The following is a 20,180-nucleotide window of genomic DNA, read 5'->3' on the forward strand; positions in this document are numbered from 1 at the left end:
TATCAGGTGGGGTGATTGGACCGTTACGCTGAGACACCGTCCCCTGTAGGAGCGAGCTTGCTCGCGATGGTAGCCCAGACACCGCAGGCCTCCAGACTGCCCAGCGTCATCGTTAACGACCATCGCGAGCAAGCTCGCTCCTACAGGGGGGCGCAGGGCAGTGAGAGCCTGGCTTACGCCAGGCTCTTGCTCACCACTTCATATACATCGCTGGACAACTGCCCAGACGCGCGGATGCGTTCCAGTTCGCCTTTCATCAACGCCTGGCGCGCGTCGTCGTACTTGCGCCAGCGCGTCAAGGGCGCCAGTTGGCGCGAAGCGATCTGCGGGTTGAAGCCGTTCAGTTCGATCACCAGATCGGCCAGGAAGCGATAACCCGAACCATCGGCCGCATGGAAGTTGATCAGGTTCTGCCCGGCGAACGCACCGATCAGGGCCCGCACCTTGTTTGGGTTCTTGAGGTTGAACGCCGGATGCTGCATCAACGCCTTGACCCGCGCCAGCCCGCCCGGCAACGTGCTGCCGGCCTGGACACTGAACCACTGGTCCATGACCAGCGGGTTGTCCTTGAAGTGATCGGCGAACGCCGCCAGTGCCTTGGCCTTGTCTTCTTCATACGGCGAGTTGACCAGCACGGCCAGGGCCGTCAGGCGCTCGGTCATGTTGTCGCTGCTTTCGAATTGCTCAAGCGTGGCGGCCAGCACTTCGGGTTTGCCGCTGAGCATCAGGTACGACAGCGCGATGTTTTGCAACGCACGACGGGCAAAGTGCTCGGCCTCGGCGATGTACGGCGTCTGTTTGGACAGGTCACGATTGGCCTGGTAACGCAGCCACAAGGCTTCGAACAGGCCTTCGGCCAATTGCTTGCGGGCAAATTCGCGGGCGGTATGGATAGCGTCGACATCGGCCACTTCGCTGATTTCGGTCAGGTAGGCCTCGCCCGGCAAGGCAAGCATCTCGGCGACCATCGCCTGGTCCAGCGTCTCATCCGATAGCACCGTGCGCAGCGCCGACACCAGACGCTGGTCGAGCACCAGCTTCTCGCCCTTCTGCTGCTGCGCAATCAGTTCCTGCAGCACCTGGACCGCCAGTTGCTGGCCGGCATCCCAGCGATTGAAGCCGTCGCTGTCGTGCTGCATCAGGAACATCAACTGATCGCGGTTGTACGGGAAGCTCAGTTTTACCGGCGCGGAAAAACCGCGCAGCAACGAAGGCAGCGGTTGTTCGGCAATGTCCACAAAGGTGAAAGTCTGCTCGGCTTCGGTCACCGAAATCACCCTGGAGGTCCCCTGGGCGCTGGCCTCGCCGGCCAGGCGCAAGGCAATCGCCGAGCCTTTGGAATCCAGCAGGCCCAGCTCCACCGGAATCACGAAAGGCAGTTTTTCAACCTTGTCCGGGGTGGCCGGGCAGCTTTGGCGGAACGTCAGGCTGTAGGTTTTAGCCGCGGCGTCATAGGACTCGCTGACCGCCAGTCGTGGCGTACCGGCCAGGCTGTACCAGCGCTTGAATTGGGTCAGGTCGACACCGTTGGCATCTTCCATGGCCTTGATGAAGTCGTCGCAGGTCACGGCCTGGCCGTCATGACGTTCGAAGTACAGGTCGCTGCCCTTGCGGAAACCTTCAGCGCCCAACAGGGTGCGGATCATGCCGACCACTTCCGAACCCTTTTCGTACACGGTCAGGGTGTAGAAGTTGGAGATTTCGATGAAGCTGTCCGGGCGCACCGCATGAGCCATGGGACCGGCGTCCTCGGCGAACTGGTGGGTACGCAGGTACGCCACGTCCTGGATTCGTTTGACCGTGGCCGAGTTCATGTCGGCGGAGAAGCCGGAATCGCGGAATACGGTAAAGCCTTCCTTGAGCGACAACTGGAACCAGTCGCGGCAGGTCACGCGGTTGCCCGACCAGTTGTGGAAGTACTCGTGGGCGACGATCGCTTCGACACGCTGGTGCGCAGCGTCGGTCGCCGTTTCGGCGCGGGCCAGCACCGCACTGGAGTTGAAGATGTTGAGCCCCTTGTTCTCCATCGCGCCCATGTTGAAGTCGTTGACCGCCACGATCATGAAGATGTCCAGATCGTACTCGCGACCGTACACCTCTTCGTCCCAGCGCATGGACTTCTTCAGGCTGTTCATCGCGTGCTGGCACTTGTCGATGTTTTCCGGCTCGACGTAGATGCGCAGCGCCACGGTGCGCTCTGTCATGGTGGTGAAAGTGTCTTCGACACACCACAAGTCACCGGCCACCAGCGCAAACAGGTACGCGGGCTTCATGAACGGGTCTTCCCAGGTCGCCCAGTGGCGACCGTCTTCCCCCGGACCGCTGGCAATCGGGTTGCCGTTGGACAGCAATACCGGATAGCTGTGCTGCTCGGCGACCACGGTGGTGGTGAACTTGCTCATCACATCCGGACGGTCGAGGTAGTAGGTGATCTTGCGGAAACCTTCGGCTTCGCACTGGGTGCAGAACATCGTCCCGGACTTGTACAGGCCTTCCAGTGCGGTGTTGGTTTCCGGATGAATCTTGACGCTGGTGTCGACGGTGAACGTCGCGCTGGTCGGCTGCAGAGTCAGGTGGTTTTCCGTCAACTGGTAGTCGGCTGCGCTCAACGCCTTGTCGGCCAGGCTCACCGACAGCAGTTCAAGCTGTTGGCCATCGAGCACCAGCGGCGGCAGGCCCGGGCCACGCTCGGGGTTGCGGCGCATCACCAGTTGCGCGTGGACCAGGCTGTGGTCCTCGAACAACTCGAAGGTCAGGTGCGTCTCGTCGATCAGGTACTCGGGTGCCTGATAGTCCTTCAGGTAGATCATCTTCGGTTGTTCGGTGCGCATGCTGGAGTCCTTACTGATGCACGGCGAGCTGATAAGCCGTGTACTTACGAATATTGATCACGCCAGTGTCGAAAATCAGGTATTGGCCCTTGATTCCCAGCAGCGTGCCTTCGGCAATCGGGTGCTTGTCCAGGTTGAAGCTGACGATCTTCGCCGGATACTGCTCGACCGGAAAACGGATCTCCAGCGGCTCCACATCGGCAATGGTCTGGATCGCCTGCAGACCGAATCGTTCCTGCAAGGCCTGCAAACCGTCGGCGCAGCTTTCAAAGAGTTGGTCGCGGATCGCGGCCAGGTCTACTGGCGCCGCCTCGCCCTTGAGTAAAGCACGCCAGTTGGTCTTGTCCGCCACCTGACCGCGCAGCAGGTCTTCGACGAAACCCGATTGCTGACGGGTCGCGACGCGCATGATCGGCAACGCCTGTCGGGCGCCCTGGTCGATCCAGCGGGTCGGCAGTTGGGTGGCGCGGGTGATCCCGACTTTCACCCCGGACGAGTTGGACAGATACACAATGTGATCGGTCATGCAGAACTTCTCGCCCCACTCCGGTTCACGACAAGTACCGGCGTCGTAATGGCAGCGCTCCGGGCTCATGATGCACAGGTCGCACTGCGCCAGCTTGGTCATGCACGGATAGCAGTAACCCTGGCTGAAACTGGTTTTGGTCTTGCGCCCGCAATGGGAGCAGAAGATCGCCCCCAGGTACTCCAGGCGAACCGTGCTGCCGATCAACGGATTGACCGGCACCTCGATCTCACCCAGGCGAAACGCGTATTGCACGTCGGCACCTTCGAGGCGTGCCGACATCTTGCTGATTGCACCGCGGCCAATCTCGATCAATGGACAGCATCCGACTTGAACAGGATGTTGGGCACTTCAATCGACTTGGAACCACATTCCTGGGTGCCCATGTAACCCGTGTGCTGGTCTTCGGGCAGGTTCTGGATTTCCCAGGCGATCATCGCCTGCAGCGACAGTTCGCGCTGTTCGGCGGTGAGCTTGCCACCGTCGGACCACTTACCGATTTCAACTGCCGTTTTCAGGCTCTGGTAAATGTCCGGGGTGATGTTGTTGATCATTTCATTGAAAGAGGACATTGGTTCTGCGCACTCCATGATTCACATAAAAGGTTCTAGGCAGCCAGTTTACGGCGGTTGTACAAACCGCCCAACAAACCGGTCAAACATCCGACGAGCAGCCCACCGACGTGGGCGGCATTGGCGATTTCACCGAAGCCGATCAACGAGACCAGCCCCGAAAGGCACAACAACAGCCACACCAGCATCATGACCAATACGCCGCGAGGCAGGCGGTAGGCGCGGTTCGGCGACAGCAACTGGAAAATCCAGCAATGCCCGAGCAGGCCATAGAGCACACCCGACAACCCACCGAACAGGGTCGGGCCGCTGAAAACGAACTGGGCATAGTTGGACACCACGGCGAACAGCAGCGTCAGGCCGATCAGGTTGATGCTGCCCTGGCGCGACTCAATGCGCCGCCCCAACTCCCAGTACCACATGCCGTTCATGGCCAGGTGCAGGAAGCCAAAGTGGATCAGCATCGGCGTCACCAGGCGCCACCACTGCCCCGCTTCCAGGCTATCGGCCAACGGGGTGAAATGGATGTACTCGCCGACAACGCGGAAATCAAGGAACGTCAGCCAGCGCATCGACTCGAGGTTTTCCCCCAGCAATGTCACCGCGCCGACGACCAGCGTCAGCAACAACACCAGCGCCGTGGCCCTGGCATGGCGCAGTTGCTCGACAAACCCTGGTCGGTGTTGGGTTTTGGCCTCTGGGATATCGAGTTTCTGTTCGGGATCACCGCCCGGGTAGCGCTCGTACAGCACACGCACGTCGTCGCTGAGGCTGGCCGGCACCCACAGCACCTGCTCGCCCTGCTCTTCGCTGACCCGGTGTGGCACCTGCATGCGCTCGAGCAATTTGACGAACCCGCTCAGGTCCACCGCCAGCGGCAGGCGTAATACGGCCACGGCGCTCATCGCAAGGCCTCGGGTCTTTCGACATCGACCCAGACGAACTTGTGCGGGTCCAGGCGGGTTTCCTGATCCAAGCGATAGGCCACCAGTTTGCCGTAGAGCACCGCGCTGTAGTCCAGGCACGCCAGGTTGGGCCGGATCGGTGCCGGCTTGCCGCTGCGCCAATAATGGCCCACGAACAACAATGGCTCGTCGGCACCATAACGCAGCAACGTGTTCTTTTCGCTGGAGGTCAGCGGCGTACGGGCCACCGGTTCCGGCAAGGCATCAGGCTGGAAGACGATGTCGCCATAGGTTTGCGGGTCGTTTTCCTCTTCCCAGAATTTGGTGCGGAAGAACGACCGGGTCAGGCCGTCACCGCTGGTCATGGTCTGGCCCCCGGGCAGGCGCATATCGGTGCCGCGCAACAGGCGGTCGAATACGGTGCAGGCGAAGCTGCCGGGCATGCCGGATGCCTGGAGAAAGTGTTCATCGACACGACCATCGGGAAACAGCGCGCGCAGCGGTTCGATCAGGCCCGCGTCCCAGCAAGCGTGCACCACACGAAAACGCCCGGCGTCGACGAACAGTGGCAACTCATAGAACCATTGCTGGAAGTCATGCCAGTCCGCCGGGTGGTTTTCGAACTGCGTCAAGGTCTCGCCCAACAGGCGCGCGTGGCGTGGCGTATGTTCGCGTACGAATTGCTTGCCGCTGCCCGGCGGCGCCGGCGTGCTCCAGCCCAGGGCGTTGAACTCATGGTTGCCCATGATGCACAGCGCCTGGCCGGCCTCCACCATGTCGTGGACGATATGCAGCGCCTCGCGAATCCGTGGACCGCGGTCGATGATGTCGCCGACGAACACCGCCATGCGCGAGGCGTGCCGCCAGACGCCACCCTGTTTGTGATAACCCAACTGATCGAGCAGATGTTCAAGGGTCAACGCGCAACCATGTACATCACCGATCAGGTCATAACTTCGCGCGGGATCGAGCATCAGTCGCCTCCACCACCCAACTTGCTGCCCCAGCCGAGCTTGGTCCGGCAGACTTCATAGTAGTTGTGGTCGAGCGGGTGAATCAGCCGCAGCTTCTGTGCTTTCTTGCTCACGGTGATGGTGTCACCCGGTGCGCAGGTGAAGTGGTTCTGCCCATCGCAGGAAACCTGCGGGTAGATTTGCATATCCTTGGACACGACGATTTTCAGCTCACTGTTGCCATCGACCACGATCGGCCTACCCGACAAGGTATGGGGGTACATGGGCACAATCACAATAGCGTCGAGCTTGGGATGCATGATCGGTCCACCCGCCGACAGCGCGTAAGCGGTCGAACCGGTTGGCGTCGAGACGATCAGGCCGTCGGCCTTCTGGCTGCACACGAACTGGCCGTCGATGTACAGCTCGAACTCGATCATGCGTGTCGATTTGCCGGGGTGCAGCACCACGTCGTTCAAGGCATCGCCCTGGCCGATGGCCTCGGCGTGACGCCGGACTTCGGCTTGCAGCAGGAAGCGGTTTTCCACCAGATAATGGCCGTCGAGCACCTCGGCGACTTTCACTTCGAGTTCGTCGGGGCGGATATCGGTGAGAAAACCCAGGCTGCCGCGGTTGATGCCCAGCACCGGGATATTGTGCTTGGCCAGTGCGCGCGCGGCGCCGAGCAAGCTGCCATCACCGCCAACCACAATCACCATGTCACACACTTCACCGAGCATCTTGCGTGACGAGGTTTGCAGGCCATGACCCGGCAGCACTTCGGCAATGGTGTCTTCGAGGATCACATGCATGTGACGATCGAGCAGAAACCGTTTCAGTCGGCGGACGGTATCCAGCACCTGGGAACTGCCCAGGCGACCGATGATGCCGATATTACGAAATTGCTCCATGGGGCTCCTATAGCGACACGGGGGCAGGGACGCGGGGGCCTGCGACGACTAAAAACACGATTATGGGCGAAAGCGCGGGATAGACAAAATCCTTTCAGCGACAAGGGTGTACTCATGTTTAAGGCTATGCTCGCAAGATGATCCTATTTCCCGACCTGTTGTCGTTGCCCCATCAGTTGCGCCACCCCGAGGTGCGTGACCTGGCCTGGGTCATCCTCACGCCGCCGATGCTCGAAGTCACGCCATGGCCGCAACGCCATCCGCTGGCCGGCAGTGACTGGGTGCAGGCACCGGAACGCCTGGAGGCCTGGCTGCGGCAACTGGATCGCGACAGCTATGACTTGCTGCATTGGCTCGCCCAGGCCCGCACCCGACGCCTGGGTTTGTACTACGAACGCCTGTGGCAGTACGCGGTGCGCCACGCGCCCGGCATCGAACTGATTGCCGCCAACCTGCCGATCCGCCGTGAAGGTCACACACTGGGCGAGCTGGACATGCTGCTGCGTGACGGCGACGGTGTGCATCACCTGGAATTGGCAATCAAGCTTTACCTCGGCCCCCAGGATGGCAACGGACACGACCCGGCGCGCTGGCTCGGCCCCGGCTGCCATGACCGACTGGACCGCAAGCTGACGCACCTGAGCCAGCATCAACTGCCGATTGCAAACCGCCCCGAGAGCCGAGAAGTGCTGGCGGCGCTGGGTATTGGTGAGTTCAGCTCCCATTTGTGGCTCGGGGGTTACCTGCTGTATCCGTGGCCGGGGCAGTCCTACTCACCGGTTGGCGCCCATTCTCAACACTTGCGTGGCCGCTGGTTGCATCAGAAAGACTGGCCCGAGTTTTCCGCCCGGCGCCCGATCGGTCGATGGCAGCCCCTGCCCCGCCACGCCTGGCTGGCGCCGGCACATTATCCGGCGGAGCAGACGTGGAATGCCGAACAACTTCAAGCGTGGCTCAGCGAACTGGAACCGTTGGCTCCGGCGCAGTTGCTGGTGCGGCTGGTGGAAAATGGAGACGGTGACTGGGAGGAAGCGGAGCGTTTGTTCCTGGTGGCGGATCTTTGGCCGAATGTGCCTGGAATCAGCTAGCTTGCGCCCCCCTGTAGGAGCGAGCTTGCTCGCGATGGTAGCCCAGCCACCGCGGGCATTCAGGCGTCCCGCGTCATCGTTGACGACCATCGCGAGCAGGCTCGCTTGTATGTTTAGACTTGAAGGGGTGGGGTGGGACTACAGACTCGATTCTGACTCTGACCAGTACAGACCGTGGGAGACTTCTCCTCCCACCCCTTCTACCCAAAGCGCCGATAAGGAATTCATCGGTTAACCGACGATAGAGACAAGCCAGCGCAACGGTAGACCCCAACAAGCACCTAAACCCTAGCTCCGAGGATTTGTTATGACAATCCTTACTTCGCAAACGGTTGTCGGTATCGATGTCGCCAAGGCCGAGATCGTTGTCTACCGCGCTGATCAGCAAACCCTTGAATCCATTAAAAACGAGCGAGCAGCCCTCAAACGTTGGCTTAAAACGCTGCCAGCTCAAAGTGCCATAGCACTTGAAGCCACCAACATTTACCACTTGGACACGGTCGAGCTGGCTCACGAAATGGGCCACCAGGTCTACGTAGTGGATGCTTATCGTGTGAGCCATTACCGCCGTGGAGTCGGTCAAAGAGCCAAGAATGATCCCTGCGATGCACGCTTGCTGGCGCGTTACCTGGAGAGCGAACAAAGCAAATTGCGGATCTGGACCCCGCCGCCCAAAGCCTACAGCACACTGAAGAGCCTTCTTCACAGGCGGGCAACGCTGATCAAGAACCATACTGGGCTGATGTTGAGTTGGACCAGTGAACCTCTGTTGAAAAAGCTACAAACCGCTCAACAGAAGGCATTCAAGCAGGCAGATCAGGCTATCCAGAAACTGCTGCGCAAGGTCAGTAAGGAGGCAGGAATTGAGGAAAATATCGAGCGCTGCAAAGCCATAGAAGGCGTTGGAGAGCTAACTGCAACGGGGTTGGCGGCGACCTATATACGGGGAGATTTTGCGAACGGCGATGCATTCATCGCGTTTCTAGGGATGGACTTGGCGGTCGATGACTCCGGCAAGAAAAATGGGCTGCGATCCCTGACCAAAAAAGGGGATCCGGAGGTGCGTCGTTTGGCTTACAACGCGGCAATGGCGGCGTGTCGCTCGGCCAAATGGAAGCCGTTTTACGAGGCATATCTGGTCAGAGGCTTCTCGAAAACCCAGGCCTTGGTAGCTTTGGCCCGAAAGCTCTGCCGAGTGGCATTCGCCCTGATGAAAAATCAGAGCGAATACCTGTCAGCTTGAGAATTCAAACTTGTCGGGCAACATAGAATCTCCCACAAGGAGCTGTTTTCACCGGATTTACTGTGGGAGCGAGCCTGCTCGCGATAGGGCCAACCCGATTCAAAAGCTCAAACGCACAGCCAGCGCCACCAACGTCACCAGCAACACCGGCAGCGTCAACACGATCCCGACCTTGAAGTAATAACCCCAGCCGATGCGAATGTTCTTGCGCTGCAACACATGCAGCCACAGCAAGGTCGCCAGACTACCAATCGGGGTGATTTTTGGCCCCAGGTCGCTACCAATCACGTTGGCGTAGATCATCGCTTCCTTGACCACCCCCGTCGCCTGGCTGGCATCGATCGACAGCAGGCCAATCAGCACCGTGGGAAGATTGTTCATGATCGACGACAACAACGCCGTCAGCAGACCGGTGCCCAACGCCGCGCCCCAGACGCCATAGGTGGCAAAACCGTCCAGCCAACCCGCCAGATACCCGGTAAGCCCCGCGTTACGCAGGCCGTAGACCACCAGGTACATGCCCAGGGAAAAAATCACGATCTGCCACGGTGCTTCTTTCATGACCTTGCGCGTGGAGATCTTGTGTCCCCTGGCCGCGATGGCCAGCAGCAACGCCGCACAGACCGCCGAGATGGCGCTGATGGGAATGCCCAGGGGTTCCAGGGCAAAACAGCCCGCCAGCAAGATCACCAACACGGCCCATCCGGCAAAAAACGTCGCCTTGTCGTGAATCGCGGTGGCTGGATGTTCCAGTTGCTCGGGGTCGTAACTGCTTGGGATGTCACGCCGGAAAAACCACATCAGCACCATCAGCGTTGCGGCGACACTGACCAGGTTGACCGGGATCATGACCGCCGCATAACGATTGAAACCGATGTTGAAGTAGTCGGCGGACACGATATTGACCAGGTTCGACACCACCAGCGGCAGGCTCGCGGTATCAGCGATGAACCCTGCGCCCATCACAAAGGCCAGGGTGGCCGCCGGGGAAAAGCGCAAGGCCAACAGCATGGAGATGACGATCGGCGTAAGAATCAGCGCCGCGCCGTCATTGGCGAACAGCGCCGAGACCAGCGCCCCCAACAGCACCATCCAGGCAAACAGCTTGCGGCCATTGCCATGCCCCCATCGCGCGACGTGCAGCGCCGCCCAGGCGAAGAACCCGGCCTCATCCAGCAACAGGCTGATGATGATCAGGGCAACGAAAGTCCCGGTGGCATTCCAGATGATCTGCCACACCAACGGGATGTCACTGAGGTGCACCACGCCGAAAATCAGGGCCAGCACAGCGCCCAGCATCGCGCTCCAACCGACGCCCAGGCCTTTGGGCTGCCATATCACCAAGGTAATGGTCAGCAGGAAAATCAGTGACGCCGTGAGCATGGAATACTGCCTGAGAGGAACAAAGGCGCAGATTCTGTAACAACCCGCGCCTTTGTAGCAACGCTGGGGTCAGGCCTTCTTGTGTTGTTCGACCCACTTGGCATAGGCGTTGATGAAGTTCTGCAGGAACGGTTTCACCGACTCGGAGAGCTTGCCGGCCTCATCGAATGCCGACCCGGCGCCGCCGAGATAGGCTTCCGGCTGCTGCATGCATGGCACATCAAGAAACACCAACGATTGGCGCAGGTGGTGGTTCGCGCCAAAACCGCCAATCGCCCCCGGCGAAACACTGATAATCGCCCCCGGCTTGCCGCTCCAGGCACTTTGGCCGTACGGGCGGGAACCCACGTCGATTGCGTTCTTCAACGGCGCTGGAACTGAACGGTTGTATTCCGGGGTGACAAACAGCAGCGCGTCGGATGACGCCACTTGCTGGCGGAAAGTGCTGTAGGCTGCCGGCGGCGACACATCGATGTCTTCGTTGTACAGCGGCAGATCGCCAATTTCGACGATGTTCAGCTTGAGATGTGCGGGCGCCAGTTCAGCCAAGGCCAATGCGACCTTGCGATTGATCGATTCCTTTCTCAAGCTGCCGACCACAACAGCAATCTGGTACACGTTGCTCATGGAAGATTCTCGACTGTCCGATTGAAAGAGTTAGTAGTTATAGATGACGAATCCTACAGAAAGCGACTGAAAAAACCGCCCCTGACTATTTTTTTCTCGTAGGAAAACTTACTTCGCCCAACCACGGTCTACTGAGCCGCAAATTGAGTGATTTATCCCCAGAGGTTCTAAGCAGATGGCAGAAGTACTTGTCGGTCAGTTCCATGCACGAGACGCGGAAGGCCGTGTTTATTCAGTGCATGAGTACCAGGAATCAAACCCTTCGGCAGACGGCCTCACCCCTGTCACCATCTACAAACTGGCCATCGGCGACCGCGTCAAGAAGCTCGATGATAATCAGTTTCTGCTGGTGCAGTCGGACATTACCCTCGTGCGCGAACCCGAAACCTTCGTAACGAGCCTGGCGGAAACCAACGTTGCTTCATAACCGTGCGTTATGAGCAGAAGTCATGTGCGGACTTGAGTTAGGATTCAACCACTGACTCTTCACCCGCTGAACATGGACTTCACGCATGCGTTTACGCCATATCGAAGTAATTCAGGCGCTTTTGCAGACCGGTCACCTGGGCACCGCCGCCGAATGGCTGCAACTGCCGGTGGCCGAGATCGAAAGCACGCTGCGCGACATCGAGAGTCAGTTGGGCTTCATGCTGTTTTCCAGCGTTCGGGGGCGTTTGCAGGCGACGCGTGAAGCACGTGAACTACAGGTCGAGATTGCCCACATCTACGAGGCGCTCGAACCGGTCCAGCGACTGGCCAGCAGCCTGAAACAGTATCACGCCCCACCGCTTCGCATTATTTGCACGCCGCCCCTGGCCCAGGCGTTGTTGCCGCAAAGCATTGCCGCCCTGCGCCGGCGCCTGCCGGATGTGCCTTGCAGCCTGTTGAGCCAGCCCACCCGCGACATCGTCCGTCACCTGTTACTGCGCGAAAGCGACCTGGGCCTGAGCCTTCACGACCCCGAACACGCTGACATCGACTGCCAGGTCATCGCTCAGGGCAAATTGCAGTTGCTGGCCCCTCATGGCTGGCTACAACCCAAGCAAAAGTACATTTCCCTTCAAGATCTGGCCGGGCAAGCGATGGTTGGCCTTGAAGGTCATGATCCGCTGAACCCGGCGCTGGACCACAAACTCCATGCCCTGCGCCCTGCCCCGGTGATCCACACCCGCGTACAGACCCATCAGATGATGCGCAGCATGGTCGAAGCCGGCGAAGGCCTGGCGATTGTCGACCCGTTCACCGCGCTCGGCGCCAAATCGGCGGGCTTGGACACGTGCCCGCTAGCGCCAGCGGTCCCCATCAGCGTCTACGCTTTGTCGCTGAAAAATGGCGAACCCTCACCTGCGGTTCAGGCTTTGCTGGAAATCGTCACGGAACAAGCTGCGGCGATGTTGGCGAACTGATCGGGTTTTCAAGGGGGTTGTCGAAAAACCGATACCAGAACAACGCCACCTCGGCGGTATTGGGGTCAATGCCGCGATAACGCAGGTGGTCGAACCCACCAATCGTGTAGCCGCAGCGTTCGTACAACCGGCAAGCCCCCAGGTTATTGTTCTGGGTTTCCAGCATGATGCCCGGCAGTTTTTTCTTGCGACTCCAGAATTGCGCTACATCCAGCAGCGCCTTGGCCACACCATGCCGACGAGCCGGCGCATGCACCGCCAGTTCGTCGATATGGGCAAAACCGTTCCAGTTGGTACTGATCACCAGGTGCCCCACCGGTTCATCATCCAGATAAGCCATGAAAATCGCACTGTCAGCGGCATCGTGAAAAGCGCTGAACTCTTCGGGATCGATGCCGTAGCATTTGCGATAAGGGGTGATGGGGCTCACCCGCCACTGCTCTACCGGCTTGCCGATTTCCGCCGCCCCATAAGCCGCGACTTCGAAGCTGAAATCACTGCCCCAGACATAAGATGGGAAACCCTCATCGGCAACGCGCACCGACAAACCTGGATACTTGGGATTCATGACTGGTCGCATGCTGGAGAACACCCTCATTCCTTAACGCAATCGACGGTATAACGCCGCCCATCGCCTTCATCTTCGTGTTGCAAGCCGTGCACGTCGGCGACGAACCCGGGGAAGCTGCTGTCGAACGTACGCGCAAACGCCAGGTAATCGTTGATCGAGCGGGTCGATTCGGTGAACCGCTCACCCGGCATGATCAATGGAATGCCCGGCGGGTAAGGCACCAGCATCACGGCCGCGATGCGTCCTTGCAGTTCGTCAATCGACACCGCCTCCACTTCGCCACGCACCAGATGGTCATAGGCATCGGCCGGTTTCATGACGACCTCCGGCAACACCGTGTACATCCGTTTGAGGTGCTTGGCCGTGGCATTGCTGCGATAACAGGCATGCAACTGATCGCACAGGTCTCGCAAGCCCATGCCCCTGTAGCGCGTGGTGTCCTGCTGGGCCACGCAAGGCAGGCACGTCGCCAGGCTGACGTTGGCGTCGTAGCTGCGTTTGAACTCCAGCAATTCGGTCAGCAACGTGCTCCATTTACCCTTGGTGATGCCCATGGAGAACAGCACCAGGAACGAATACAAGCCTGTTTTCTCGACCACCAGCCCGCGTTCCCACAGGAATTTGCTGACCACCGCAGCCGGAATCCCTCGTTCACTCAACGCGCCACCGGCCGTGAGACCCGGCATTACCAGGGTGACCTTGATAGGATCGAGCAGTACATAGTCGTCGGTGACATCACCGAAGCCATGCCAGTCCGCCTCGGGTTGCAGCAACCAATCCTGCGTCACCACATGGTCGATGCCCTCCGCCGACGCCGGCTGCCAGATGGAAAACCACCAGTCATCGGCGGCAATGTGCTGGCGAAGATTGGCCAGCGCCCGGCGAAAGCTCAAGGCTTCGTCGAACATTTCTTGTAACAGGGAACGACCCGCCGGACCTTCCATCATCGCCGACGCCACATCCAGCGAAGCGATGATGCTGTACTGCGGCGAGGTGGAGATGTGCATCATGAAGGCTTCGTTGAAGCGATCCTGATCCAGTTGCCGCGCGCCGCCGTCCTGCACGTGGATCATCGATGCCTGGCTGAACGCAGCCAGCAGCTTGTGGGTGGAATGGGTGGTGAACACCAGTGGACTGTCTTCGGTGCGTGATGTGCCCATGCCATAACGACCGGCGAAGAATTCGTGAAACGCCGCATAGGCATACCAGGCCTCGTCGAAATGCAGCACTTCGACGCTGTTGCCCAGCTTCTGCTTGATCAGTTCGGCGTTGTAGCACAGGCCGTCATAGGTCGAATTGGTCACCACCGCCAGCTTCACTTTGGGCTCACGGCCCCGGGTCAGCGGGCTGGCGTCGATCTTGGCCTGGATCGATTCTCGACTGAACTCACTGAGCGGGATCGGGCCGATAATCCCCAGTTCGTTGCGCTCCGGGCACAGGTACAAGGGAATCGCCCCGGTCATGATGATCGAATGCAGCACCGACTTGTGGCAGTTGCGATCCACCAGCACCAGGTCATCACGGGCGACCATCGAATGCCAGACGATCTTGTTGGCGGTTGACGTGCCATTGATCACGAAAAACGTGTAGTCGGCGCCGAAGTTGCGCGCCGCCCGGGCTTCGGCTTCCGCCAGCGGCCCGGTATGATCGAGCAACGAGCCGAGCTCGGGCACCGATACGGACAAATCCGAGCGCAGGGTGTTTTCCCCGAAGAACTGGTGAAAGGCCTGCCCCACCGGACTCTTGTGATAGGCCACGCCACCACCATGCCCCGGCGTGTGCCAGGAATAGTTGGAGTCGGCGGTGTGTTGCACAAGCGCCTTGAAAAACGGCGGTAACAGCCCGTCCAGGTACTTGCGTGCGGCACGCGCCACCTGCCGAGCCAGAAACGGCACGGTGTCCTCGAACAGGTAAAGAATGCCGCGCAGTTGGTTGAGTTCGTCCATGGCGTCGGCTGGGGCGTTCTCCAGCGTCACCTGTTCGCCGAGGGCGAAGATTGGCAAATCCGGTGCACGCACCCGTGCCAAGGCGATCAATTCATCCATGTTGTGCAGCAAATGGGAATTCGTGCTGGGGTCTTCGGCGGCAATCAACATGCACGAAAGGCCGTGATGGGTCGAAGCGACCAGCCTTCCCTCGGTGTAATCCACCGCAGAGACGATACTGAAACCTTCCTGCTCCAGCTCCCGGGCGATGCCTCGCACACGATCTCCGGCAACCGTATCGGCCTTGATGTCGCGATGGACGATCAAGACCGGGAATTTCAAATCTTTGTACATGGGGCTCAGAGTCCTGAGGCGACAAGACAAGGCTTGCCAATCACCTCAGGGTAGAGGGTTGAGGCCGATGTGGCGAGTGGCGAAATCCGGTCTCGAGCCGATCGGCGCACTGTCATTTGGCCACGACTCAGGCCTGGGCCTTGGCCTCGGTGAGTTGTTGCCACAGGGATGGAGCACCGGCAGATTTGGCGATCACTTCCAGGCGCGCCATGTGCTGGGCGAGCTCCTCTTCGCTGGCGCGGATGATTCGCGCCGGCTGACGATCAGCCGGCAAGCGGCGGATTTCGGTGGCACGGCTGGCGCCGCCTTCTCCATCGGAAGCATTGCCGGCCAGGGACAGGCTGGTCTGCCCACCCGTCATGGTCAGGTAGACGTCGGCGAGAATCTCGGAGTCGAGCAGAGCGCCGTGCAGTTCACGGCCAGAGTTGTCGACGCCATAACGTTTGCACAAGGCATCGAGGCTGTTGCGTTGGCCAGGGTGACGCTCCCGCGCCATCAACAAGGTGTCGAGGATCGAGCAGTGTTGCGAAATATCCGCGCGCTCGTGCTGCCCCATCAGGGCGAATTCGTTGTTGATGAAGCCAACGTCGAACGCCGCGTTATGGATGATCAGCTGTGCGCCCTGGATGAACTCGAAGAACTCATCGGCGACTTCAGGGAAACGCGGCTTGCCCACGAGGAATTCGTTGGTGATGCCGTGGACGCCAATGGCGCCCTCGTCGCTCTCGCGGTCCGGTTGCAGGTAAACGTGGAAGTGCCGCCCCGTCAGGCGCCGACCGATCAACTCGACACAACCGATTTCGATAATCCGGTGGCCGTCGGTCACCGGCATGCCGGTGGTTTCGGTATCGAGTACAACGGATCTGGTGGCCATCAGTGTTCAGCTCTCAATCGGTGAGTCTTGTGAAAGGCGCGGATATTAGCATGCTTGCTGGGGTGTTTCAGGGGGACTGTGTCGTCTCAATCGCGGGCAAGCCCGCTCCCACATGGGATCCATGCTGTTCACAAATCCACTGTGGGAGCGGGCTTGCCCGCGATTGGGTGCGACTCGGTACAACAGAAAAAACCTAACCCTGCTTGAACCCCCGAACCTCATCCACCCCACGGTTGGCCAACTGGTCCGCCCGCTCGTTGCCGTGGTGGCCGATGTGGCCGCGCACCCATTTCCAGGTGACGTTGTGGCGGTTGACCTGTTCGTCCAACTGTCGCCACAGGTCCGCATTCTTCACCGGTTCTTTCGCCGCCGTTTTCCAACCGCGCTTCTTCCAGTTGGCCATCCATTCATTGATGCCCTTCATGACATACTGCGAGTCGGTCACCAGCAGTACATCGCAGGAACGCTTGAGCTCTTCGAGCCCGCGGATCGCGCCCATCAGTTCCATGCGGTTATTGGTGGTGTTGGCTTCGCCGCCCCAGAGTTCTTTTTCAACGCCCTTGCACACCAACAATGCTCCCCAGCCGCCAGGGCCGGGGTTGCCTTTGCAGGCGCCGTCGGTGAAGAGTTCAACACTATCGCTCATGCCAGTCTTTCCAAAAAATGCAATGGCTCGTCGAGCCGCGCTCGACGATGGCCGAGGCCGGGGCACGCCCGACCGGAATGAAAACAGGGATTACGGTTCGATATTGCGCCGGTTGACCTTGGCCATCGGCAACGGAATCAGCTTGCCCATTGGTTCGCGACGCTCCTGACGCAGCGGACGCAGGCCGACCACGATTTTGCGCGCCACCAATAGATAGAAACCGCCCCCCGAAAGTTGCCAGCTACCGGCCCTGCGCTCCCAGCCGGCCAGCCTGGCTTGCCAGGCGGGAGATGCGAGCGGCGGACGATAGCACCCGAAGCGGCGTTTCTCCAGCGCGAAGCCCAGCAGGTTCAACCAGTCGCCAACGCGTGACGGGGAAATACAACGGGCCTTGCGCAAGGCGTCGTGGGCGAACACATGGCGCAATCCCCACGAGCTCCAGGGGTTGATGCCGATGATCAGCAGATGCCCGCCAGGCCGCACAGCGCTTGCCGCCTCGCGCAGCAGCCCGTGTGGTGACAGGCAGAAATCCAGGCCGTGCTGCAACACCACCACATCGGCGGCGTGCTCGCTCAGTGGCCAGGCCTGCTCTTCACAAACGATTTCGACGCCCGGCAACGGCGCGCCAAGGCGTACATTGCGCTGCACCTGCGTGGCCGACGGCGGTGTCTCGGCCGAGGGACCGTAATGCACCAGGTAGCCGCCGAAGAAGCGCCCCAACTCGTCCTCGAGCATGCGCCGCTCTTCGTCCAGCAAAAACTGTCCGATCGGGCCGGACAGCCATTCACGTGCCGCGCTGATCAACGCCAGCCAGTCAGGATCGGCCTGAGCGAACGCTTTATCAGTCATTGCATTCTCCAACGCGCCAGGAAGTTCTAAGATGCGCCATTGTTTACCGCTTGGCGAATCCCTTGATGATACAGATCACAGCCCTGCCCGCCTTCACCGACAACTACATCTGGTTGTTACAAGACCCCGACACCCGCCGCTGCGCCGTGGTAGATCCGGGCGACGCCGCGCCGGTACAGGCCTGGCTCGCGGACAATCCGGGCTGGGTGCTCACCGACATTCTGATCACTCATCACCACCACGACCACGTCGGCGGCGTAGAGTCACTGAAAAAAGCGACGGACGCGAAAGTCTACGGCCCGGCCAGCGAAAAAATCCCGGGGCGGGACGTCGCCCTCAAGGACAACGACCGCGTCAGCGTGCTCGGCCTGGAGTTCCAGGTGTACGCCGTTCCCGGCCACACCCTGGGACACATTGCGTTCTACCATGAAGGCGTGCTGTTTTGCGGAGACACCCTGTTCGCTGCCGGATGCGGCCGCCTGTTCGAAGGCACCCCCGAACAGATGCATGCATCCCTGAACCGCCTGGCCGCCCTGCCGGAGCAGACACGCGTCTACTGTACCCATGAATACACCTTAAGCAATCTGCGCTTTGCGGTGGCCGTCGAGCCTGGCAACCCTGATACCGTCGAACGCTTGGCCAACGTCACGGCACAACGGGCGGCCGGGATCATCACCTTGCCTTCGACGCTGGCCCTGGAAAAGCGTACGAACCCCTTTCTGCGGACCGCCGAAACATCCGTTAAAGATAAAGTGGACGAACGGAACGGCCCTCAAGACCGGGCTCCAAGTGCGGTTTTTGCGGCCCTCAGGGCATGGAAAGACACGTTCTGAAGCGCCCCTGCGTCACTGCGGCAGATCGCAATGGTTGACCGAATAGAGTGCGCTTTCTAGAATCGCCCGACATTTTTGCCCGGAACTTACTTCCAGCCAATGTCGTCATCTATTCGTAAGTCCATCAATTCAGACGCACTGACCCGCCTGGCTCAAGCCATAGCGGTGGCTGTGTCCGCCACTCTGGCGGGCTGCTCCAGCCATGTGCCGCAGACTGAAGCGACTCACACGCCGAACATTGCCGCGCGGGCCAAACAGAAGCCGATCTGGCTCAGCGAAAAGCCGAGCCCGCAGATTCCCCAGGATGTCTGGGAGCGTATGCGTCAAGGCTTCCAATTGCAGGAAGGCATTGGCGTAAACCCGCGCATCGAGCAACAACGCCTGTGGTTCGCCAGTAACCCGTCCTTCCTGGAGAACGCCGGCGAACGCGGCAGCCTCTACATTCATTACATCGTCGAGCGCCTCGAAGAACGCAACATGCCGCTGGAACTGGCGCTGCTGCCAGTGATTGAAAGCGCGTATAACCCGATGGCCTATTCCCGGGCCGACGCCGTGGGCTTGTGGCAGTTCATCCCGTCCACCGGGCGCTACTTCAACCTTCGCCAGACCCGCTTCTACGATGGCCGTCGCGATATTACCGCCTCGACCACGGCGGCAATGGATTATCTCACCCGCTTGCACGACATGTTCAACGGCGACTGGTTGCTGGCCCTGGCGGCCTACAATGCCGGTGAAGGCACGGTCAGCCGCGCCATCGAGCGCAACGAAAAGCTTGGCCTGCCAACCGATTACTGGAACCTGCCGCTGCCGTCCGAAACCCAGGCCTATGTGCCCAAGTTGCTGGCCCTGTCGCAGGTAGTACTGGCTCCCGAAGCCTACGGCGTGAACCTCAACCCGATCGCCAACGAACCGTACTTCCAGGTCGTCGAGATCAACCAGCGCATGGACCTGTCCAAGGTTGCCGCGGTGGCCAATATCGACGAAGACGAACTGTTCCAGCTCAACCCGGCCTTCAAGCAGCGCACCACCATCGACGGCCCCCAACACTTGCTGGTGCCAACGTCCAAGGCGCAACTGCTGACCACCAGCCTGTCGACCATGCGCCCGGACGAGTTGATCAGCAAGCGTCCGCTCAAGCCGGTTTTCGACGGCGCCGACAGCCCCGCCATTGCCAGCGCCAAGCGCAGCTACCGCGTCAAGCGTGGGGATAACCTGGGCACCATCGCCAAAGCCAACAAGGTCGACGTCAAGGACCTGCAGCGCTGGAACAAACTCACCGGCAAGAACCTCAAGGTCGGTCAGACCCTGGTGATGCAGGACACCAGCAAACGCAGCACCGGGCGCGTCGACACCGTGGTCGCAGCCAACGCCAGGACCAAGGGCAAGAAAGAACAGACCCAGTACAAGGTCCAGCAAGGTGATTCGCTTTACATCGTCGCCAAGCGCTTCAACGTCGAGATGCAACACCTCAAGCGCTGGAACCCGCGCGTGGGCAAGGCCCTCAAGCCTGGCCAAATGCTCACGGTCGCCTCACCGCGCTAAACAAGAGCCCCTGGAATCAGGGGCTTTTTTGTATCTGGGATTGCTCACCCGGTCCCCTGTCGACCGGCTGCTCCTACAGGGTGCGCATAGGCCAGTAACCCACAATTAACCCCGCATTAACGCCCCGTCTTTTTCCTGTCC

Annotated in this window: 19 protein-coding genes; 6 read left to right on the top strand and 13 right to left on the bottom strand. The window is 60.1% G+C overall.

Translation table 11 applies throughout. The features are described from left to right. Positions 1–173: 173 nt before the first annotated feature. Genes pepN through AB4O36_RS12320 form a run of 6 tightly spaced genes read right to left on the bottom strand, consistent with a single transcriptional unit; the run spans position 174 to position 6,698 of the window. On the bottom strand, positions 174–2,831 hold the full coding sequence (pepN, locus tag AB4O36_RS12295; protein ID WP_460141895.1) for an aminopeptidase N: 2,658 nt from the start codon (positions 2,829–2,831) through the stop codon (positions 174–176). 10 nt (positions 2,832–2,841) lie between these two features. Continuing rightward, positions 2,842–3,672, bottom strand: a complete 831-nt coding sequence (locus tag AB4O36_RS12300; RefSeq protein ID WP_460125505.1) for a DUF2797 domain-containing protein — start codon at positions 3,670–3,672, stop codon at positions 2,842–2,844. After that, positions 3,669–3,929 (bottom strand): YeaC family protein, encoded by a 261-nt coding sequence (locus tag AB4O36_RS12305; protein ID WP_460125507.1) that lies wholly within the window; start codon positions 3,927–3,929, stop codon positions 3,669–3,671. Before AB4O36_RS12305 ends, AB4O36_RS12300 begins: the two co-directional genes overlap by 4 nt. Before the next feature lie 35 nt (positions 3,930–3,964). After that, a complete protein-coding gene (locus AB4O36_RS12310) occupies positions 3,965–4,834 on the bottom strand; it encodes a rhomboid family intramembrane serine protease (RefSeq protein ID WP_460125509.1) in 870 nt (289 codons plus the stop codon). Beyond that, positions 4,831–5,811, bottom strand: coding sequence for a metallophosphoesterase (locus AB4O36_RS12315; RefSeq protein ID WP_460126709.1), 981 nt, complete (start codon positions 5,809–5,811; stop codon positions 4,831–4,833). Before AB4O36_RS12315 ends, AB4O36_RS12310 begins: the two co-directional genes overlap by 4 nt. Beyond that, on the bottom strand, positions 5,808–6,698 hold the full coding sequence (locus tag AB4O36_RS12320; protein ID WP_460141896.1) for an NAD(+) kinase: 891 nt from the start codon (positions 6,696–6,698) through the stop codon (positions 5,808–5,810). Before AB4O36_RS12320 ends, AB4O36_RS12315 begins: the two co-directional genes overlap by 4 nt. Before the next feature lie 137 nt (positions 6,699–6,835). On the opposite strand from AB4O36_RS12320, the gene AB4O36_RS12325 reads away from it, so the two are divergent. Then, the gene (locus AB4O36_RS12325; RefSeq protein ID WP_460141897.1) at positions 6,836–7,786 is read left to right on the top strand and encodes a DUF1853 family protein; all 951 of its coding nucleotides are present in this window, start codon (positions 6,836–6,838) and stop codon (positions 7,784–7,786) included. Between the two features lie 307 nt (positions 7,787–8,093). Next, entirely contained in the window at positions 8,094–9,029 is a 936-nt protein-coding gene (locus tag AB4O36_RS12330; RefSeq protein ID WP_460121494.1) for an IS110 family transposase, read from the top strand. A gap of 99 nt (positions 9,030–9,128) precedes the next feature. On the opposite strand, the gene AB4O36_RS12335 is transcribed toward AB4O36_RS12330, so the two are convergent. Together AB4O36_RS12335 and AB4O36_RS12340 are read right to left on the bottom strand one after the other, a co-directional pair. Continuing rightward, the gene (locus AB4O36_RS12335) at positions 9,129–10,412 is read right to left on the bottom strand and encodes an arsenic transporter (protein WP_460141898.1); all 1,284 of its coding nucleotides are present in this window, start codon (positions 10,410–10,412) and stop codon (positions 9,129–9,131) included. 69 nt (positions 10,413–10,481) lie between these two features. Next, positions 10,482–11,039, bottom strand: a complete 558-nt coding sequence (locus AB4O36_RS12340; protein WP_460125517.1) for an NADPH-dependent FMN reductase — start codon at positions 11,037–11,039, stop codon at positions 10,482–10,484. A 175-nt stretch (positions 11,040–11,214) separates the two neighbouring features. Between AB4O36_RS12340 and AB4O36_RS12345 the strand changes: the two genes are divergently transcribed. Both AB4O36_RS12345 and AB4O36_RS12350 read left to right on the top strand, forming a co-directional pair. Further along, positions 11,215–11,466 (top strand): hypothetical protein, encoded by a 252-nt coding sequence (locus tag AB4O36_RS12345; protein ID WP_460125519.1) that lies wholly within the window; start codon positions 11,215–11,217, stop codon positions 11,464–11,466. An 85-nt stretch (positions 11,467–11,551) separates the two neighbouring features. Then, on the top strand, positions 11,552–12,445 hold the full coding sequence (locus AB4O36_RS12350; protein ID WP_460141899.1) for a LysR substrate-binding domain-containing protein: 894 nt from the start codon (positions 11,552–11,554) through the stop codon (positions 12,443–12,445). Here AB4O36_RS12350 and AB4O36_RS12355 read toward each other — a convergent pair. From AB4O36_RS12355 to AB4O36_RS12375, 5 genes are all read right to left on the bottom strand, one after another. Further along, positions 12,411–13,025 (bottom strand): GNAT family N-acetyltransferase, encoded by a 615-nt coding sequence (locus AB4O36_RS12355; RefSeq protein ID WP_460141900.1) that lies wholly within the window; start codon positions 13,023–13,025, stop codon positions 12,411–12,413. The genes AB4O36_RS12350 and AB4O36_RS12355 overlap by 35 nt on opposite strands. A gap of 14 nt (positions 13,026–13,039) precedes the next feature. Then, a complete protein-coding gene (locus tag AB4O36_RS12360) occupies positions 13,040–15,295 on the bottom strand; it encodes an Orn/Lys/Arg family decarboxylase (protein ID WP_460141901.1) in 2,256 nt (751 codons plus the stop codon). A gap of 127 nt (positions 15,296–15,422) precedes the next feature. Beyond that, complete coding sequence (gene dnaQ, locus AB4O36_RS12365; RefSeq protein ID WP_460125527.1) at positions 15,423–16,169, bottom strand: DNA polymerase III subunit epsilon; 747 nt, start codon at positions 16,167–16,169, stop codon at positions 15,423–15,425. A gap of 193 nt (positions 16,170–16,362) precedes the next feature. Continuing rightward, the gene (gene rnhA, locus AB4O36_RS12370; protein ID WP_460125529.1) at positions 16,363–16,815 is read right to left on the bottom strand and encodes a ribonuclease HI; all 453 of its coding nucleotides are present in this window, start codon (positions 16,813–16,815) and stop codon (positions 16,363–16,365) included. 90 nt (positions 16,816–16,905) lie between these two features. Next, positions 16,906–17,664, bottom strand: a complete 759-nt coding sequence (locus AB4O36_RS12375) for a class I SAM-dependent methyltransferase (protein WP_460125531.1) — start codon at positions 17,662–17,664, stop codon at positions 16,906–16,908. Positions 17,665–17,729: 65 nt separating this feature from the next. Here AB4O36_RS12375 and gloB point away from each other — a divergent pair, with 65 nt between their 5' ends. Both gloB and AB4O36_RS12385 read left to right on the top strand, forming a co-directional pair. Beyond that, a complete protein-coding gene (gloB, locus tag AB4O36_RS12380; RefSeq protein WP_460142138.1) occupies positions 17,730–18,497 on the top strand; it encodes a hydroxyacylglutathione hydrolase in 768 nt (255 codons plus the stop codon). 99 nt (positions 18,498–18,596) lie between these two features. Beyond that, positions 18,597–20,039 (top strand): transglycosylase SLT domain-containing protein, encoded by a 1,443-nt coding sequence (locus AB4O36_RS12385; RefSeq protein WP_460125533.1) that lies wholly within the window; start codon positions 18,597–18,599, stop codon positions 20,037–20,039. Positions 20,040–20,180: the final 141 nt, after the last annotated feature.

Source organism: Pseudomonas sp. S2_E01 (genome assembly GCF_054668365.1).

Bases quoted from the DNA above. Each gene is read 5' to 3' on its own strand.
- AB4O36_RS12385 (WP_460125533.1), top strand. From the start codon at position 18,597: ATGTCGTCATCTATTCGTAAGTCCATCAATTCAGACGCACTGACCCGC.
- AB4O36_RS12320 (WP_460141896.1), bottom strand. From the start codon at position 6,698: ATGGAGCAATTTCGTAATATCGGCATCATCGGTCGCCTGGGCAGTTCC.
- rnhA (WP_460125529.1), bottom strand. From the start codon at position 16,815: ATGAGCGATAGTGTTGAACTCTTCACCGACGGCGCCTGCAAAGGCAAC.
- AB4O36_RS12360 (WP_460141901.1), bottom strand. From the start codon at position 15,295: ATGTACAAAGATTTGAAATTCCCGGTCTTGATCGTCCATCGCGACATC.
- AB4O36_RS12310 (WP_460125509.1), bottom strand. From the start codon at position 4,834: ATGAGCGCCGTGGCCGTATTACGCCTGCCGCTGGCGGTGGACCTGAGC.
- dnaQ (WP_460125527.1), bottom strand. From the start codon at position 16,169: ATGGCCACCAGATCCGTTGTACTCGATACCGAAACCACCGGCATGCCG.
- AB4O36_RS12345 (WP_460125519.1), top strand. From the start codon at position 11,215: ATGGCAGAAGTACTTGTCGGTCAGTTCCATGCACGAGACGCGGAAGGC.
- AB4O36_RS12340 (WP_460125517.1), bottom strand. From the start codon at position 11,039: ATGAGCAACGTGTACCAGATTGCTGTTGTGGTCGGCAGCTTGAGAAAG.
- AB4O36_RS12325 (WP_460141897.1), top strand. From the start codon at position 6,836: ATGATCCTATTTCCCGACCTGTTGTCGTTGCCCCATCAGTTGCGCCAC.
- pepN (WP_460141895.1), bottom strand. From the start codon at position 2,831: ATGCGCACCGAACAACCGAAGATGATCTACCTGAAGGACTATCAGGCA.
- AB4O36_RS12305 (WP_460125507.1), bottom strand. From the start codon at position 3,929: ATGTCCTCTTTCAATGAAATGATCAACAACATCACCCCGGACATTTAC.
- AB4O36_RS12375 (WP_460125531.1), bottom strand. From the start codon at position 17,664: ATGACTGATAAAGCGTTCGCTCAGGCCGATCCTGACTGGCTGGCGTTG.
- AB4O36_RS12350 (WP_460141899.1), top strand. From the start codon at position 11,552: ATGCGTTTACGCCATATCGAAGTAATTCAGGCGCTTTTGCAGACCGGT.
- AB4O36_RS12355 (WP_460141900.1), bottom strand. From the start codon at position 13,025: ATGCGACCAGTCATGAATCCCAAGTATCCAGGTTTGTCGGTGCGCGTT.
- AB4O36_RS12335 (WP_460141898.1), bottom strand. From the start codon at position 10,412: ATGCTCACGGCGTCACTGATTTTCCTGCTGACCATTACCTTGGTGATA.
- gloB (WP_460142138.1), top strand. From the start codon at position 17,730: ATGATACAGATCACAGCCCTGCCCGCCTTCACCGACAACTACATCTGG.
- AB4O36_RS12330 (WP_460121494.1), top strand. From the start codon at position 8,094: ATGACAATCCTTACTTCGCAAACGGTTGTCGGTATCGATGTCGCCAAG.